Source organism: Bacillus sp. 165, from assembly GCF_017742235.1.
Taxonomy (GTDB): domain Bacteria; phylum Bacillota; class Bacilli; order Bacillales; family Bacillaceae_G; genus JAGHKQ01.
This window is the reverse complement of record NZ_JAGHKQ010000002.1, coordinates 34,605-49,935: the sequence shown is the minus strand read 5'-3', so window position 1 is coordinate 49,935 and position 15,331 is coordinate 34,605. Positions and strand designations below refer to the sequence as shown.

The window sequence follows — 15,331 nt, the reverse complement described above, 5'->3', positions numbered from 1 at the left end:
ATATAGGATGCTCTTACTGCTTCGGAACAACTTGACAAATACTCATACGATTTTCATCCACAAAATCTCTCGCTACTGCTTGCAAATCTTGAATTGTAATTTCTTCTAAAATCGGCAAAGCCTCAAATAAGCTTGTATCGTTAAATGCATATCGTGTAAATTGATTGGCTATATATTCAGGCGAATTCATCGAACGTAAAAAACCACCGATTTTCTTTTTCTTTACCCGATTCAACGCATTCGAATCTAAATTGTTATAATCTGTCCGCAAGAAAATATTCTTTAATCGTTCTGCCAGCTCATCAGGCTGCTTCGTATCTCCTCCAACCATAGCAAAACCAAAGCTGTTTTCCTCCGTGTAATCATATGAAAATGTATCATCAATCAAGCCGTCTTTGTACAATTCCTCGTAGTGATTAGAACTGCGGCCAAACAAATAATCCATAAGCAAAGAAACTGTAATCTCATACTTCAGAAGCTCTCGTCCTGATTTAACAGGATTTTTTGCTTTTATACCGACTAAGCACTTTGGTGTTTGCACTGTCATAGCAATAACTTTTTTCTTATTTGCCACTTCTTGTGGTTCCTTATCAAAAAAGCGTTGGATTTCCGGTTTGTCTGTATATTCTTTCTTAGCTTGATTGTCACGGATGAAAGCCATAGTAGCAGCAGGATCTACTGGTCCAACAACAAATAACAGCATATTGCTTGGGTGATAAAATGTGTTATAGCATTCATACAACAAATCTTTCGTTATCGTACTAATGGATTCAATTGTGCCGGCAATATCAATTTTAACAGGATGGTTTTGATATAAACTGTCTATCATTCCAAAATAAAGACGCCAATCAGGATTATCCTGATACATTTTAATTTCTTGTCCGATAATCCCTTTTTCCTTCTCTACGGTTTGCTCTGTAAAATACGGACTTTGCACAAAATCCAAGAGTGTTTCTAAGTTTTTTTCTACATTGGATGTACTCGAAAACAAGTATGCAGTACGTGTGAACGAGGTAAAGGCATTTGAGGATGCTCCTTGTTTACTGAAATCTTGAAAGACATCCCTGTCTTCTTTTTCAAATAATTTGTGCTCCAAAAAATGAGCAATTCCATCTGGCACACGAATTTGTTCACTTTGATTTAAGGGTATAAAGCTATTATCAATAGAACCATATTTTGTTGTAAAAGTGGCATATGTTTTATTGAACCCTTTCTTTGGGAGGATATATACGTGCAGCCCATTTGGCTGTTTTTCAAAATACAACTCTTCCTTCAGTTGATCATACACAATTTTTTCCATTTTTACGCTCCCTCCAATCCTCTTAAGAAATAAATCGTATCAATTTCCATTTTATTTGCCACTGCTACAACTTCTTCTTTTGTAACTTTATCAATCTCTGTGAGCCATTCTGTCATTGGACGTTCAAAATGCGCAATTACGTCATGATACAATATTTCAACAAGGCCTCTTGCTGTATCAATTGCTTCTAAAATTTGATTTTTAATAACAGCCTTTGTCTGGGTCAGCTCTTCTTCCGTAAATTCTCCTTTTTGCATCGCAGTCATTTGCTCTTTAATAATGGTAACGGCTTTTTCATAATTTTTATCTTCAATTCCAGACATGATAAGAAGCAATCCTTTATGACTTTCATACCGTGAGCCTGCATAATAGGCGAGACTATTTTTTTCCCTTACGTTAATGAAAAGCTTAGAATGTGAAAACCCTCCGTACAGCCCATTAAATACCTGTAAAGCATAATAATCGCTGTCTCCATACGTTATATGCGCACGGTATCCCATATGTAATTTCCCTTGATTTACATCCTGCTTCTCAATTACTTCTTTAACGTCTACAGCAGAAGGTTCCTGCGATGTCTGACGCGAACCTTCCCGTGGTGCCAATGAGAAATATTTTTGTATTAACGGTCCAATATCTTCCTTTATATCCCCTACAACATATAAATCAATTTCATCTTCCGCTATTGCTTTCTGATAGTAACTGTACAACGTCTGCGGCGTAATAGCAGCAATATCTTCTTTTCTTCCATTTGGATTCAAATGATACGGCTCATTTTTACACATCTCTTCTAACATCCGTTGATTAGCATAGCGCATCTTATCATCAAAGGTAGATTCGATCCGCTGTTGCAATGCTCTTTTTTCACTTTCAACAATTGCTGCTTGGAACGCTTCTCCTTCTAATACAGGATGTAATAGAACATCTGCAAGAGTAGCAATAGTTTGTTCAAGTAAAGGAGAACTATCTTGCAAATAAATCTCATTTGCAACATCCATATAAATAGAAATAATATGAGACTCTCCTTTTTTGTTTACATCAACTGCTAATGAAGCCCCGTATAGTCCCTCTAAATGCTGTCGAATAGCCTTTGCAGACGGTAATTTGCTTGTACCGCTTTGAAGTACATATGGTAATAGTGCTCGATATGTAACTGTGTCTTCTGTTAATGGCGCCTTTAAACGTAACATGAGCGTATTCGTTTTATACTTAGCTGTTGGAATAATATGAAGCTTCAATCCATCAAACTGACGCACAACGTGTTGAATTCCTTCCATATCCCTCTTCCTCCTTTTGTATCTTTTTTCCAATATACATGGTTTTAGAATATCTTTTCAACTGTTTCATTCTTTCTCCACTTATAACCTTATTGTATGTTATGGGGTTCAGTATTATTTGCTTACACAGATAAAATGAAGACGATGTAACCTTACACCTCCTGCAGCTCTTACTTATAAAGAAAAATCCGTACAAAATTGTACGGATTTTTCTTTATCGTTTTCCTTTTTCATATGGAGTTCCGAGTGCTTTCGGCGCTTCAGAACGTCCTACAAATCCTACCAAGGCTAAAATGGTAAACACATATGGTAAGATTATTAAGAGCACAGGAGGAATTTCTTTCAAATATGGAAGACTTCCTCCCGTAATTCCTAGCGATTGAGCAAAACCAAAGAATAACGCTGCACCCATAGATCCAATTGGATGCCATTTACCGAAAATCATAGCTGCTAGAGCCAAGAATCCTTGACCGCTTATTGTTCCGCCAGAAAAGTTTCCAGAAATTGACAAAGCAAGCACTGCTCCCCCGATTCCTGCAAATATACCGGATATAACTACGGCCATGTAACGCATTTTATATACATTAATCCCCATTGTATCAGCCGCCATCGGATGCTCACCGACTGCACGCAAGCGAAGACCAAATGGTGTTTTATAAATGATATACCATACTACAAAGGCTAAAATAATGGCGATATAAGACGTTAATGGTACAGATGAGAAAAACACCTTCCCAATGACTGGAATATCCGACAGTCCTGGGATATCAATTTTATCAATTCGATACTTAACAAAATCAGTTTGTCCTGTTCCAAAGATCTTTTTAATTGCAAACACTGTTACCCCAAGAGCTAGGAAGTTAATAGCAACCCCGCTGACTACTTGGTCAGCTTTGAATGTAATGGATGCGAGAGCATGCAGCAATGCGAATAACCCGCTTCCAATTGCAGCAAAGAGAATAGCTATCCACGGTGTTGCACTTCCCCACGTATCTCCCATCAATAAAGTTGTAACAATTCCAATAAATGCCCCGAACAACATTAAGCCTTCTAACGCGATGTTAACTACACCCGAACGTTCACTAAATACTCCGCCGAGCGCTGTAAAAATTAACGGCGCAGCCGTATACAAAGTACCAGATACGATAATCGCCAATACATCTAGGAAGCTCATTTATTTCCCCTCCTTATTAAAGCGAGACAATGCCCAGCGAAGTATATAGCTGCATGCGACGAAGAAAATAATACATGCAATAATGACGTTAATCAACTCAGATGGCACGTTCGCTTCAAAGTTCATTTGCGGAGCGGCACTCTTTAATCCACCAAATAATAAAGCTGATAAAATGATACCAAATGCATTGTTTACCCCTAATAACGCTACAGCAATTCCATCAAACCCAATCCCAGTAAAAGAAGATAAAGCTGTCATATTTTGAAATGTTCCCAGACCCTCCATCGCACCGCCAACCCCTGAAAACGCACCAGCAATAGACATGGACAAGATAACATTTCGTGAAACTTTCATCCCTGCGTAGTGTGAAGCATGCTGATTATAACCAACCGCTTTTAATTCATACCCAAGTGTCGTCCGGTTTAACAGGAACCACATCACAAATGAAGCTATGAATGCTACAAGAATTCCCCAATGCAGACGTGATCCGCCTGATAAATTTGCAAGCCATTCAGATGCCAAAGAAGCAGACGATTTAATATCATGCGATTTTTCGTTACCCGCATAAATAAACGTTTTAATAAGGGAATTGGTTACGTATAGGGCAGTGTAGTTCAGCATGATCGTAACGATAACTTCATTAACCTTAAAACGCCCCTTTAAATATCCAGGAATAAATCCCCAAAACGCCCCTGCTAGCCCTGCAGCAATAATGGACAACGGTACATGAATCACTGCCGGTAAATCAAATGCATACCCTACCCATACAGATGCAAGCCAACCTACAAGTAATTGACCCTCTACACCAATGTTGAATAAGCCTGTACGAAAAGCAAATGCTACCGATAACCCGGCAAGTACAAGAGGAATCATTGCACGAAGAGTTTCTCCAATTGCACGAGGAGTACCAAACATACCCTCGTATAGAGCTTTATAACCTAAAGCAGGGTCATATCCCGTCGAGAACATAACAATAGCACCAACAAGCAGCCCGAAAATTGCAGATAATATAGGCACAAGTATGTTAATCGTACGGGGAGTAAAAATTCCTTTACTCATGATTGCTCACCTTCTCTCTTTCCTTACCTCCAGCCATTAACAGGCCAAGTTCTTGTTCATTTGTTTCTTTTGCATTAACGATACCCACGATTTCTCCCTCATAAATCACGGCAATTCTATCGCTTACATTTAAAATTTCTTCTAGTTCCAGAGAGATAAGCAGTACTGCTTTTCCTTTATCCCGTTCTTCAATGAGCTTGCTGTGGATAAATTCGATAGCTCCAACATCCAGTCCGCGCGTTGGCTGAGCAGCGATAAGCAGATCAGGACTTCTGTCTACTTCGCGCGCGATAATAGCTTTTTGCTGATTACCTCCTGATAATGCACGGGCAGGTGTATGTTCACTTGGTGTACGAACATCAAACTCTTGAATTAACGCCTTTGCTTTTTTATAAATTTCACCAAAGTTTAAAATTCCTGCTTTTGAAAACGGCTGCTGATAATATGTTTGAAGTACCATATTGTCACCAATTGAGTAATCAAGAACCAATCCATGTTTATGACGGTCTTCCGGAATATGTCCCACCCCGGATTCTGTAATTTGACGAGTGCGCATTCCAATGATGTCTTTCCCGTTCAATGTAATAGAACCTGACTCAACTTTTCGTAATCCTGTAATGGCTTCGATTAATTCACTTTGTCCATTTCCGTCAACTCCAGCGATACCTAAAACTTCCCCGGCACGAACGGTTAAGTCAAGTCCTTTTACTGCAGGAAGATTGCGAGAATCATGAACTAGCAAGTTTTCAATTTGCAAGACTGTATGTTGTGGTTGGGCGTCTGACTTATGGGTTTTGAAGTTCACTTCCCTGCCAACCATAAGGGCGGCTAGTTGATTTTCATTTGTCTCTTCAATCTCAACTGTACCGATCCCTTTCCCTTTACGTATAATGGTACAGCGATCGCACACTTCCATAATTTCCTTCAGTTTATGAGTGATAAGAACTATCGATTTTCCTTCTTTTACTAAACGCTTCATAATCGCGATTAATTCTTGAATTTCTTGCGGAGTTAACACGGCTGTTGGTTCATCGAAAATTAAAATTTCCGCTCCGCGATATAAAGTTTTCAAAATTTCTACACGTTGCTGCATACCGACAGAAATATCTTCAATCTTGGCATACGGATCTACTGCCAATCCATATTGTTCAGAAAGCTTTTTAATTTCTGCAGCTGCATCTTCAATGTTAACTTTTCCGCCTTTAGTTGGCTCACTTCCCAAAATAATGTTTTCTGTTACTGTAAAATTGTGAACAAGCATAAAATGCTGATGCACCATTCCAATTCCAAGATCATTTGCAATATTGGGATTCGTAATTTTTACAGTCTTACCTTTAATTTTAATTTCCCCTTGCTCCGGCTGATACAATCCAAATAATACGTTCATCAACGTCGATTTACCAGCTCCATTCTCTCCTAATAGAGCATGGATTTCGCCTTTTTTTACTTGGAGCGTAATATTGTCATTCGCTACAATACCAGGGAATATTTTTGTAATATTGTTCATTTCGATTACATATTCCATATGGTTACCTCCTAAAAACAGGATGAGACTTAAATACTTTGCTTTATAGACATACAAAGGTTAGTTCAAGGAACTAACCTTTGTTTGCTTCTGTTATATTACTTCTTATAGAGAAGCTTCATATTCTTTATATTCAGCTTCAGTAGCAGGAACTTTAATTTCACCGTTTAAAATCTTCTGTTTGTATTCATCAACTTTTGCTAATGCGTCTTTGTTTACATTATCAGTTGTTGGAGCAATACCTACGCCATCTTCTTTAAGACCAAATTCTTTAATAGATCCGCCTTTTAATGTTCCTTCTTTCTTTTCTTTTGAAACTTCTTCAACTGCAATGTCTACACGTTTAACCATAGAAGTCAATGTTACGTTTTCAGGCATACCTTCTTGATGTTGGTCACGGTCTACTCCGATTACCCAAACATTTTCACCTTTTTTCTTACGGTTTTTTGCTTCTGTAAATACACCATTTCCTGTTCCGCCTGCCGCATGGTAAATCACGTCAACCTTTTGTCCATACATTGTAGATGCTAACTGAGTACCTTTAGACGCAGCGTTGAAATCACCAGCATACTGTGATACTACTTCGATATTAGGATTTACAGTTTTAACACCTGCAATAAAGCCGTATTCAAACTTTTTGATTAAATCGCTTTCCACACCGCCGATAAAGCCCACTTTATTTGTTTTTGTTGTCAATGCAGCCACTACACCCACTAAGAAAGAACCTTCGTTTTCTTTAAATGTAATGCTTGTTACATTTGGCTTATCAACAACCATATCTACGATTGCAAATTGATTTTTAGGAAACTGATCTGCTACTTTACCAACAGCATCTGCCATTAAAAACCCGATACCGAATGTTAAATCGTAGTTAGATTCAGCAAATTTTGTTAAGTTTGGAAGGTAATCTGCTTCTTTTTCAGATTGCAGGTAGCGAAAGCCTTCATTTTCTTTCAAGTCATTATCTTTACCAAACTTCGTTAATCCTTCCCAAGCAGATTGGTTAAATGATTTGTCATCAACACCGCCAGTATCAGTTACCATACCTACCTTGAAATTTGAAGCTTTGCCGCCTTCTGTTTTATTTTCTTCTTTGTTAGCGTTTCCACAAGCCCCTAAAATTGTACTGGCAGCCAGTGTTAAAGATAATAATAATCCAGCTTTTTTCTTCATAAACATTAAACCCTCCTGAGTATTTGAAAGTACTTGAGAATGAGATAACGGTATTGCTTCCTCACCCTATCTCATCTCTACAAACATTAGTATATAATTTACGCTCTCTTGCGAAGAACGTGGAAGCTAAATTTGTCAGCTCGGAAATAGTTAATAGAGTACAAAATCGGTTCGTCATTTTGATCATAGTGCATTTGTTTTAAAACCAATAATGCTGTTTCAGGGTCACACTCCAATATTGGAGATACTTTCGGATGATATCCAAGCGGCTCGATGTACGCTACTGCATAAGTTACCCTTTTATTCGTTTTTTTATTTATAATATTTAAAAGGGACTCTTCTTTATATTCAGACAAATCAGACAAAACATCTCGCGGCACTTTATCCACGCAGTACACAACAGGTTCTCCATCAGCAGTTCGAACCCTTTCAATGGCCATAACCTCTAAATCATTACTGTTGAACTTATCTTTTTCTTCTTCTGTCAAGCTCATCAAGGATGAATTAAAGAAAATTGTTCCAGGTTCTTTTCCTACTCCACTAATCATTTCCGTTATGGAGCATAGCTGTTCAATTCCGGATGAAAACAATGGTTTTGCATTCACAAATGTTCCGACTCCGTGACGTCTAATGACAACGTTTTCTTCTTCCAGTATGCGAAGTGCTTCACGGAGAGTTGCTCGACTAACCCCTAATTCTTTCGCGAGATCAAATTCAGACGGAAGCTTTTGTTTTTCCTTATAAACGCCATTTTTTATATCTTCTTTTAACCGGTCAATAACCCGAAGATACAAATGTCTGCTGTCTGACCTTATTGTCATGCTAATCCCCCAGTCTTATCGCTTATTCGACTTCAGATGTAAGACCTTTTCCTATTACCAAAGATAATATATCATGAATCTCACAAAAATCAAAACATAAAAAATGTGATTTGTCGAATAAATGTCAATTTTTTATAATAACTTTATGTTGCTTCTAAAACTATACAATTTCCAAAAAAACCTTGTGCCCACCATCCCACAATCACCGGGGAAAGCTGTAAGCACAAGGATTTATAACAGTTCCTATGTATTTCACTTTCCCTCATAGTCCAGCAATTTATGGTTGCTAGGTAGAAACTTTTGGACCGTATTTCCAAATTTATATGAGGTTTATTTCGTAATTCCGTGTTTATAGTACCATGCTTAATAGGTACGGTCAACATAATTCGACAAAAAATTCAATAAGCATGAGAAAATCTCTCGTGCTTATTGTAGGCTAATGCTATGCTCTCGAAAACGTAAGGAGTTTCAGAGAAATTTTATTAAAATACCCTATACACTATCCAACTAAAAACAATCGATTTTCATTTAATTATGAGCTTCTTTCTTCTGCACCGCTGACTAGTACTTCTCGCGGCTTGCTTCCTTCATACGGACCAACAACTCCGTTTGCTTCCATAGCGTCAATTAACCTGGCCGCTCGCGTATATCCTATACGAAATCTACGCTGCAGCATAGAAACAGAAGCTGTTTGCATTTCCACAACAAGTTCAACTGCTTCTTCATATAAATTGTCCTCTACTGAATGATTTGCATCGGCGTTCTCTTGCGGAATCATTTCTTCTTGATACTGTGCTTTTTGTTGCGAAATTACAAAATCCACTACCTTCTCAACCTCTTCATCTGACAGAAAAGCACCTTGGACCCTTGTCGGTTTAGAAGCTCCTACAGGCATATATAGCATATCTCCTCGCCCTAACAATTTTTCTGCTCCTCCCATATCTAAAATTGTACGAGAATCCGTTTGAGAAGAAACTGCAAACGCAATGCGAGATGGAATATTAGCCTTAATAACTCCTGTAATAACATCTACAGACGGACGCTGCGTGGCAATGATTAAGTGGATTCCAGCTGCTCGCGCCATTTGAGCCAAGCGCGTTATAGAATCTTCCACATCAGAAGAAGCTACCATCATAAGATCTGCCAGCTCGTCTACAATTACTACTATATACGGCAAAGTAGGCTGCTGCGCTTGTGCTGTTTGATTATAGTGTTGAACGTAATCGTTATATCCTTCAATATTTCTTGTACCACTGTGCGAAAATAATTCATAGCGCCGTTCCATTTCACTGACTACTTTTTTTAATGCTTGAGATGCCCGCTTCGGTTCTGTTACAACAGGCGCAAGCAAATGAGGCACGCCGTTGTATATATTCAACTCTACCATTTTCGGATCAATCATCATCATCTTTACTTCATGCGGCTTGGCACGCATTAATATACTTGTAATAATCCCATTTATACATACGCTCTTTCCGCTTCCTGTTGCCCCTGCTACCAACAAGTGCGGCATTTTATTTAATGCAGCAAAGATAGCTTCTCCTGTAATATCCCGGCCAAGACACACCATTAATTTTTCATCTGGACGATTATTTTCTTTTGATTCAAGCACCTCCCGCAGCGTAACCATTGCCACTTCCGTGTTCGGCACTTCGATACCTATAGCTGATTTTCCTGGAATAGGGGCTTCAATCCGAATATCTTTTGCGGCTAAGGCAAGAGCTAAATCATCCGTTAAGTTGACGATTTTGCTTACCTTTACTCCTACGTCAGGATACACTTCATATTTTGTGACTGCTGGTCCTTTATGCACCTTGGTGACCTTCGCCTTTACTCCAAAGCTATGAAATGTACGCTCTAGCTTTCTGGCATTATCGTAAATTTTTTCATTTTCATCTGTTACTGGGTTATTTTTTGGGAGACGGAGCAGTTCAAGCGGCGGTAAAGCATAATCTTTGTTTACCACATTTTCAAATTGCATTGGCGGACTAAGCTCTAGAGTCTCTTTTATCTTCGGCGGCAGCTTTGGCTTTACCGGTCCTTTTTCTTGCTCGTTAATCGGCTCTACTCCTTCTAGCGCTAACTCTTCTTGCACATACCGTTCTGGATCTTGTTGTACGTAGCGCTCTGCAAAGTTAGAAATAATCGGCGGTGTAACATCTACCTCTTCCGAATTTCCTTCCCGTTCCTCTCGACCTTCTTCCTCATTCTTTACAACTTTTGTTTTCACGCTTTTTTCCTTATGATTGCTGCTTCGGCTTTCTTTCCAGCCCTTCCAATCGTTTTGAAATGCAGTCCACTGTCCCTTCAGCAATCGAAAAACTGGCCAGCCAACTTTATAAAGGACCTCCCCAAGCTGCTTACCTGTGATGATTAGCACACCAAGAACAATAAGTAACACACCAATCAAGTAAGCCCCCATCTCATCAAATAAAAAGTAGCAGGAAGCAAACATGACAGCCCCAATCATCCCGCCCCCCAAATTCACAGATCCAATTTTCCCGCCAGCTTCAATAACAAACAGGTTCTTCGTATTTAATATCACTGAAGGATTTTCAAACGTTTCGTTTTTGGTTAATAGATGGAACATTGTAATATGACTAAACATTAAGATAGCCAAAACTATTAAGTACATGCCAATTAATCGTTTATGTAAAAGATTCGGCCACTCTCGCTTTATAACAAAATACAGGGATAACATTATTAAAGCCAGCAAACTAAGCATATACCATTGACCGAAGAAAAAGCGTAAAAATAAGACCAGTGATTTTCCTACAATACCGAGCTTTAAAATAGTAATCAAGGAAAGAGCAAAGATCAGCAAGCCGGATATCTCATAATACATGCTTGTTTTTACTACTTCACGTTGCTTCGTTTTCGATTTTCTCTTTTTTTGTTTTGACATGTTTTCACCTCGAATACCATGTAAACGGAAGAAAGCAGCCCAATATGGCTGCTTACGTTTTTTTCCTATTATAGCACAAGATAACACATATTTACTACTTGCTTTCAATAATTTAACCAGACTTTTTGTCCAGGTTCATACTCTAAAAAATGCTGCGGATCGCTGCTGATTACTTGTACAACAACATATTGATTATATTCTCCCTGCTCCACCATCATGGAAACGCCATTATAGGTGACCATTCTTCTCTTGTCAAACTGCGTCTCATCTGTAGGAAATATTAAATGTTCAGGCATGATGGTATATAAAATCATTGCAATATTCCGCCTTCCTCACTTGTCTGACCTTGCGTAGCAATCAATTCATTCAATTTTTTTATCGCTTGTCCGATGCCGCCCACTTCATTAATTAACCCGTATTTGACAGCATCCTCTCCCACAACATTGGTTCCGATATCTCGTGTTAGATTTCCTTTTGCAAACATTAGCTCTTTAAACTGCTCTTCTGCTACTGTAGAATGCTTAGTTACAAAACGAACTACGCGTTCCTGCATCTTATCTAAATACTCAAATGTTTGCGGCACACCGATGACAAGCCCAGTCAATCGAATAGGATGGATAGTCATAGTAGCTGTTTCCGCAATAAACGAATAGTCCGTCGCAACTGCAATAGGAACACCAATAGAGTGTCCCCCACCCAATACAATCGACACTGTTGGTTTTGATAGAGAAGCAATCATCTCAGAAATGGCTAATCCTGCTTCAACATCCCCTCCTACTGTATTTAATATGAGTAACAACCCCTCAATTTTTGGATTTTGCTCTATTGCTACCAATTGAGGAAGCATATGTTCATATTTGGTTGTCTTATTTTGGGGGGGTAATTGTACATGTCCTTCGATTTGTCCTATTATTGTTAAACAGTGAATTTTTGACTCGCTCATTTGCGGAACGTTTGTTTGTCCCAACTGCTGAATTTTCTCTAGTAATCCTGCCTCTTTTGATTCCGGTTTCTTTTCTGGTTCTGTCTCTTCATTCGATGTTATGTATTGGTTCATTTAAAAACTCCTTTCGCCAATATACTACTAGTATTCGTCACCTTATATTTTTCATGCTTTCAAAGTAGAAAAAAGCGCCCTATATAAAGAGCGCTTTTTTCTACTTTGAAAGCACCTTCTATCGTTAGGTGTTTTCTTCCTTCTCCTCTGATAGAAGCTAGAGCAATTATACATTATTCCTTCACATTGCCGAAGGGAAAGTATACGTCCAACAAGATGCTTCGTCTTATATTTCCATAATAATCGGTAAAATCATTGGTCTGCGTTTCGTTTTTTCAAATAAATATTGGCCAAGAAGCTCGCGAATGTGCTGTTTTAAGGTTGACCATTCAATCGAGTATTCCTTAATAGAGTGATTGACAATTTCTTTGACAATCTTAGCTGAATCTTCTATTAACTGTTCAGACTCTCGGACATATACAAAACCTCTAGATATAATCTCTGGTCCCGATACAATTGCTTTAGACTCTTTACTAAGAGTCACAACGACAACCAAAATCCCGTCTTGTGATAACAGTTTTCTATCACGAAGAACAATATTACCTACATCTCCAATTCCTAGTCCATCAATTAATACGTTGCCAGCTTGTACTTTTTTTGCCATTTTCGCTTGTCCTTCTTGAAATTCAATGACCTCTCCCTTTTCTACAAGAAAAATATTATCATTTTCTATTCCAACAGCCTCAGCTAGGCGGGCATGCGCCTTTTGCATACGAAACTCACCATGAACAGGGATAAAAAATTTAGGTTTCATCAAGTTCAGCATCAATTTTAATTCTTCTTGACTGCCATGACCAGAAACATGTATTTTCTTCTCTCCATAGTACACTACGTTCGCACCTGCTCTAAATAAAAGATCGATAATTTTGGATACGGATGTCTCATTTCCCGGAATTGGACTTGCCGCAATGATAACTGTATCTCCTTTTTGAATGGTCACCTGTTTATGAGCATGTTTTGCCATCCGCGATAGCGCCGCCATCGGTTCTCCCTGGCTTCCTGTTGTTAAAATCACTACGTTCTTCTCTGGATAGTTCTCGATATCTTGTACAGAAATCATCAATCCGTCGGGTATATGTAAATATCCTAGAGTCTTGGCTATGTCTACTACTTTCACCATACTTCTGCCCACAACAGCTAGCTTTCTTCCATGCTCATAAGCCGCATCAATAACTTGTTGAACACGATGAACGTTGGAAGCAAAGGAAGCGATGATAATTCTTCCTTCTGCCTTATAGAATTCTTTTGAAATTTCTGCTCCCACCGTTTTTTCAGAACCTGTGTATCCTGGACGTTCTGCGTTTGTGCTGTCAGACAACAAACAAAGCACGCCTTCATTTCCAATTTTAGCAATTTTACCTATATCTGCCCCATATTTATCAACCGGAGTTTGGTCAAATTTAAAATCTCCTGTATACACAACAGCCCCTTGGGAAGTATGAAAACAAACACCGACAGAATCAGGTATGCTGTGGGTTGTTTTAAAGAAGGTCACAGCTGTTTTTTCGAACTGAACAACTGAATTTGCATCTACCAACTTCAAAGTAACTCGACCTAATAAACCTGCTTGACTGAGCTTATCTTCTATCAATCCTAATGTTAATCTTGTTCCATAAACAGGAACATTTAATTTTCTGAGTATATACGAAATACCGCCAATATGATCTTCATGACCGTGAGTAATGAAGATCCCTTTTACACGTGCCTTGTTTTCTTCCAAATAGGTAGTATCAGGTATGACTATGTCGATGCCAAACATTCCTTCTTCTGGAAACATCAGTCCCGCGTCTACAACAAATATATCAGAATCTATTTCTACCACGTACATATTTTTACCGATTTCCCCTACTCCTCCAAGAGCAAACACTTTTACAATTTCTGTCTCTTTTATAATCACTTTCGTTCCTCCCGAAAATATCCTAACAATAACCCGTACCAAGTCATTTAGATTTATTATAACTGATGGCAGAATTAGAATACAAGTTTAATCTAGCAGGCATTTCCATATACATATAAAACACGATTACTTCAGTTCTAGTACTTTTTTGACCTTAGATTAACCGAAAAAAATAAAAGAGATGAGGGGGAACCTAACGGGTTCGGTTGATGGGGAGAAAATTGCTAATAACTAAGTAAATAACAAGTCAATTAGCGTATATTTCAACAGTAAATTAGTAATATAAGTGGCAAGTAAAAACGCTCAGATTTATTCTGAGCGTTTTTTGATGTTATAATTTTTAACCTAATTTACCTAAAACACCCACTAAACCAGGAACTTTACACCAATTCGTAATTTCTTATTTTTTTACTTTTCTAATCGGAAAAAAGACAAGTATTAATACTAATCCTAGTAACAAGGTTAAAAATGGGAATATTAAGGGGAAGAATATTGTAGGATAACCTTCCCAAGCGTCAGTGTAATATCCAATCGAATAAGGAACAACTACACCAGCATTCAGTAGTTCTGTTTGTAAAGCGTCTCGTTCGGTAAAATTAAAAGATTTATTTTTGAAATTACCATCTTCATCTAATGTGTATAGCGTGTACTTCAATTTCTCTGAAGGTACCCCACCGACTATATCTCCGTTTGGCATCTCTTTTTCTAATTCTCTTGTTTTTTTCAAAAGTAGAATGAATTGGGTTTTATCATTTTTTTTATCTTCTAAGATTAAATATGCAATTTCTCCATAGTATCTATTCAAACCTTTTTCATCTATCCTTATCGGATAACCTTTTAATGTATCTATTTCCTTCCCATCTAATTTTAATGATAAATCTGCGATGCCAATTTTATTACTCCATGGGTCTATATAACTTTCCTCATCTATTATTGTTTCTTTAATCTCTACAATATGGTCTTTAAAATTAAATGTAGATTTAGTAGGGGGTTCACCTTTGCTTACATTTGTAATCTTATACTCTTTATTCATTTTTTGATTATGAATGAGTTCCATTATCATTTCTGTGCTTAATGGCAGAGAAGTTAAAAATAAAATCGTTCCTATTAAAAAGAATACTAATCTTTTTTTCATATCAATTTCAC

12 protein-coding genes and 1 riboswitch are annotated in these 15,331 nt (G+C 37.9%); all 12 genes read right to left on the bottom strand.

What is annotated here, in order from left to right; genetic code table 11:
- Nucleotides 1-13: 13 nt before the first annotated feature.
- The gene (gene yfmH / locus J7Q84_RS04140; protein ID WP_209093181.1) at nt 14-1,300 is read right to left on the bottom strand and encodes an EF-P 5-aminopentanol modification-associated protein YfmH; all 1,287 of its coding nucleotides are present in this window, start codon (nt 1,298-1,300) and stop codon (nt 14-16) included.
- Nucleotides 1,301-1,302: 2 nt separating this feature from the next.
- Nucleotides 1,303-2,574 carry an EF-P 5-aminopentanol modification-associated protein YfmF gene (gene yfmF, locus J7Q84_RS04135; RefSeq protein WP_209093180.1) on the bottom strand — a complete coding sequence of 424 codons (1,272 nt, stop codon included), beginning with the start codon at nt 2,572-2,574 and terminating at the stop codon, nt 1,303-1,305.
- Nucleotides 2,575-2,788: 214 nt separating this feature from the next.
- On the bottom strand, nt 2,789-3,748 hold the full coding sequence (locus J7Q84_RS04130; protein WP_209093179.1) for an ABC transporter permease: 960 nt from the start codon (nt 3,746-3,748) through the stop codon (nt 2,789-2,791).
- Nucleotides 3,749-4,807 carry an ABC transporter permease gene (locus tag J7Q84_RS04125; RefSeq protein ID WP_209093178.1) on the bottom strand — a complete coding sequence of 353 codons (1,059 nt, stop codon included), beginning with the start codon at nt 4,805-4,807 and terminating at the stop codon, nt 3,749-3,751. It lies immediately after the preceding gene.
- Nucleotides 4,800-6,332, bottom strand: coding sequence for an ABC transporter ATP-binding protein (locus J7Q84_RS04120; RefSeq protein ID WP_209093177.1), 1,533 nt, complete (start codon nt 6,330-6,332; stop codon nt 4,800-4,802). The genes J7Q84_RS04125 and J7Q84_RS04120 overlap by 8 nt, the downstream gene beginning before the upstream one ends.
- 105 nt (nt 6,333-6,437) lie before the next feature.
- The gene (locus J7Q84_RS04115; protein WP_209093176.1) at nt 6,438-7,505 is read right to left on the bottom strand and encodes a BMP family lipoprotein; all 1,068 of its coding nucleotides are present in this window, start codon (nt 7,503-7,505) and stop codon (nt 6,438-6,440) included.
- A 98-nt stretch (nt 7,506-7,603) separates the two neighbouring features.
- The gene (locus J7Q84_RS04110) at nt 7,604-8,326 is read right to left on the bottom strand and encodes a GntR family transcriptional regulator (RefSeq protein ID WP_209093175.1); all 723 of its coding nucleotides are present in this window, start codon (nt 8,324-8,326) and stop codon (nt 7,604-7,606) included.
- Nucleotides 8,327-8,571: 245 nt separating this feature from the next.
- A riboswitch (purine riboswitch) is annotated at nt 8,572-8,673 on the bottom strand.
- A gap of 185 nt (nt 8,674-8,858) precedes the next feature.
- A complete protein-coding gene (locus tag J7Q84_RS04105) occupies nt 8,859-11,231 on the bottom strand; it encodes a DNA translocase FtsK (RefSeq protein WP_209093174.1) in 2,373 nt (790 codons plus the stop codon).
- A gap of 104 nt (nt 11,232-11,335) precedes the next feature.
- Nucleotides 11,336-11,545, bottom strand: a complete 210-nt coding sequence (locus J7Q84_RS04100; protein WP_209093173.1) for a YlzJ-like family protein — start codon at nt 11,543-11,545, stop codon at nt 11,336-11,338.
- Nucleotides 11,542-12,288: a ClpP family protease gene (locus J7Q84_RS04095; protein ID WP_209093172.1), complete on the bottom strand. Its 747-nt coding sequence runs from the start codon at nt 12,286-12,288 to the stop codon at nt 11,542-11,544. Before J7Q84_RS04095 ends, J7Q84_RS04100 begins: the two co-directional genes overlap by 4 nt.
- A 226-nt stretch (nt 12,289-12,514) precedes the next feature.
- The gene (locus J7Q84_RS04090) at nt 12,515-14,185 is read right to left on the bottom strand and encodes a ribonuclease J (protein WP_209093171.1); all 1,671 of its coding nucleotides are present in this window, start codon (nt 14,183-14,185) and stop codon (nt 12,515-12,517) included.
- Between the two features lie 400 nt (nt 14,186-14,585).
- The gene (locus J7Q84_RS04085) at nt 14,586-15,320 is read right to left on the bottom strand and encodes a hypothetical protein (RefSeq protein WP_209093170.1); all 735 of its coding nucleotides are present in this window, start codon (nt 15,318-15,320) and stop codon (nt 14,586-14,588) included.
- Nucleotides 15,321-15,331: the final 11 nt, after the last annotated feature.

Bases quoted from the DNA above. Each gene is read 5' to 3' on its own strand.
- yfmH (WP_209093181.1), bottom strand. From the start codon at position 1,300: ATGGAAAAAATTGTGTATGATCAACTGAAGGAAGAGTTGTATTTTGAA.
- yfmF (WP_209093180.1), bottom strand. From the start codon at position 2,574: ATGGAAGGAATTCAACACGTTGTGCGTCAGTTTGATGGATTGAAGCTT.
- J7Q84_RS04130 (WP_209093179.1), bottom strand. From the start codon at position 3,748: ATGAGCTTCCTAGATGTATTGGCGATTATCGTATCTGGTACTTTGTAT.
- J7Q84_RS04125 (WP_209093178.1), bottom strand. From the start codon at position 4,807: ATGAGTAAAGGAATTTTTACTCCCCGTACGATTAACATACTTGTGCCT.
- J7Q84_RS04120 (WP_209093177.1), bottom strand. From the start codon at position 6,332: ATGGAATATGTAATCGAAATGAACAATATTACAAAAATATTCCCTGGT.
- J7Q84_RS04115 (WP_209093176.1), bottom strand. From the start codon at position 7,505: ATGAAGAAAAAAGCTGGATTATTATTATCTTTAACACTGGCTGCCAGT.
- J7Q84_RS04110 (WP_209093175.1), bottom strand. From the start codon at position 8,326: ATGACAATAAGGTCAGACAGCAGACATTTGTATCTTCGGGTTATTGAC.
- J7Q84_RS04105 (WP_209093174.1), bottom strand. From the start codon at position 11,231: ATGTCAAAACAAAAAAAGAGAAAATCGAAAACGAAGCAACGTGAAGTA.
- J7Q84_RS04100 (WP_209093173.1), bottom strand. From the start codon at position 11,545: ATGATTTTATATACCATCATGCCTGAACATTTAATATTTCCTACAGAT.
- J7Q84_RS04095 (WP_209093172.1), bottom strand. From the start codon at position 12,288: ATGAACCAATACATAACATCGAATGAAGAGACAGAACCAGAAAAGAAA.
- J7Q84_RS04085 (WP_209093170.1), bottom strand. From the start codon at position 15,320: ATGAAAAAAAGATTAGTATTCTTTTTAATAGGAACGATTTTATTTTTA.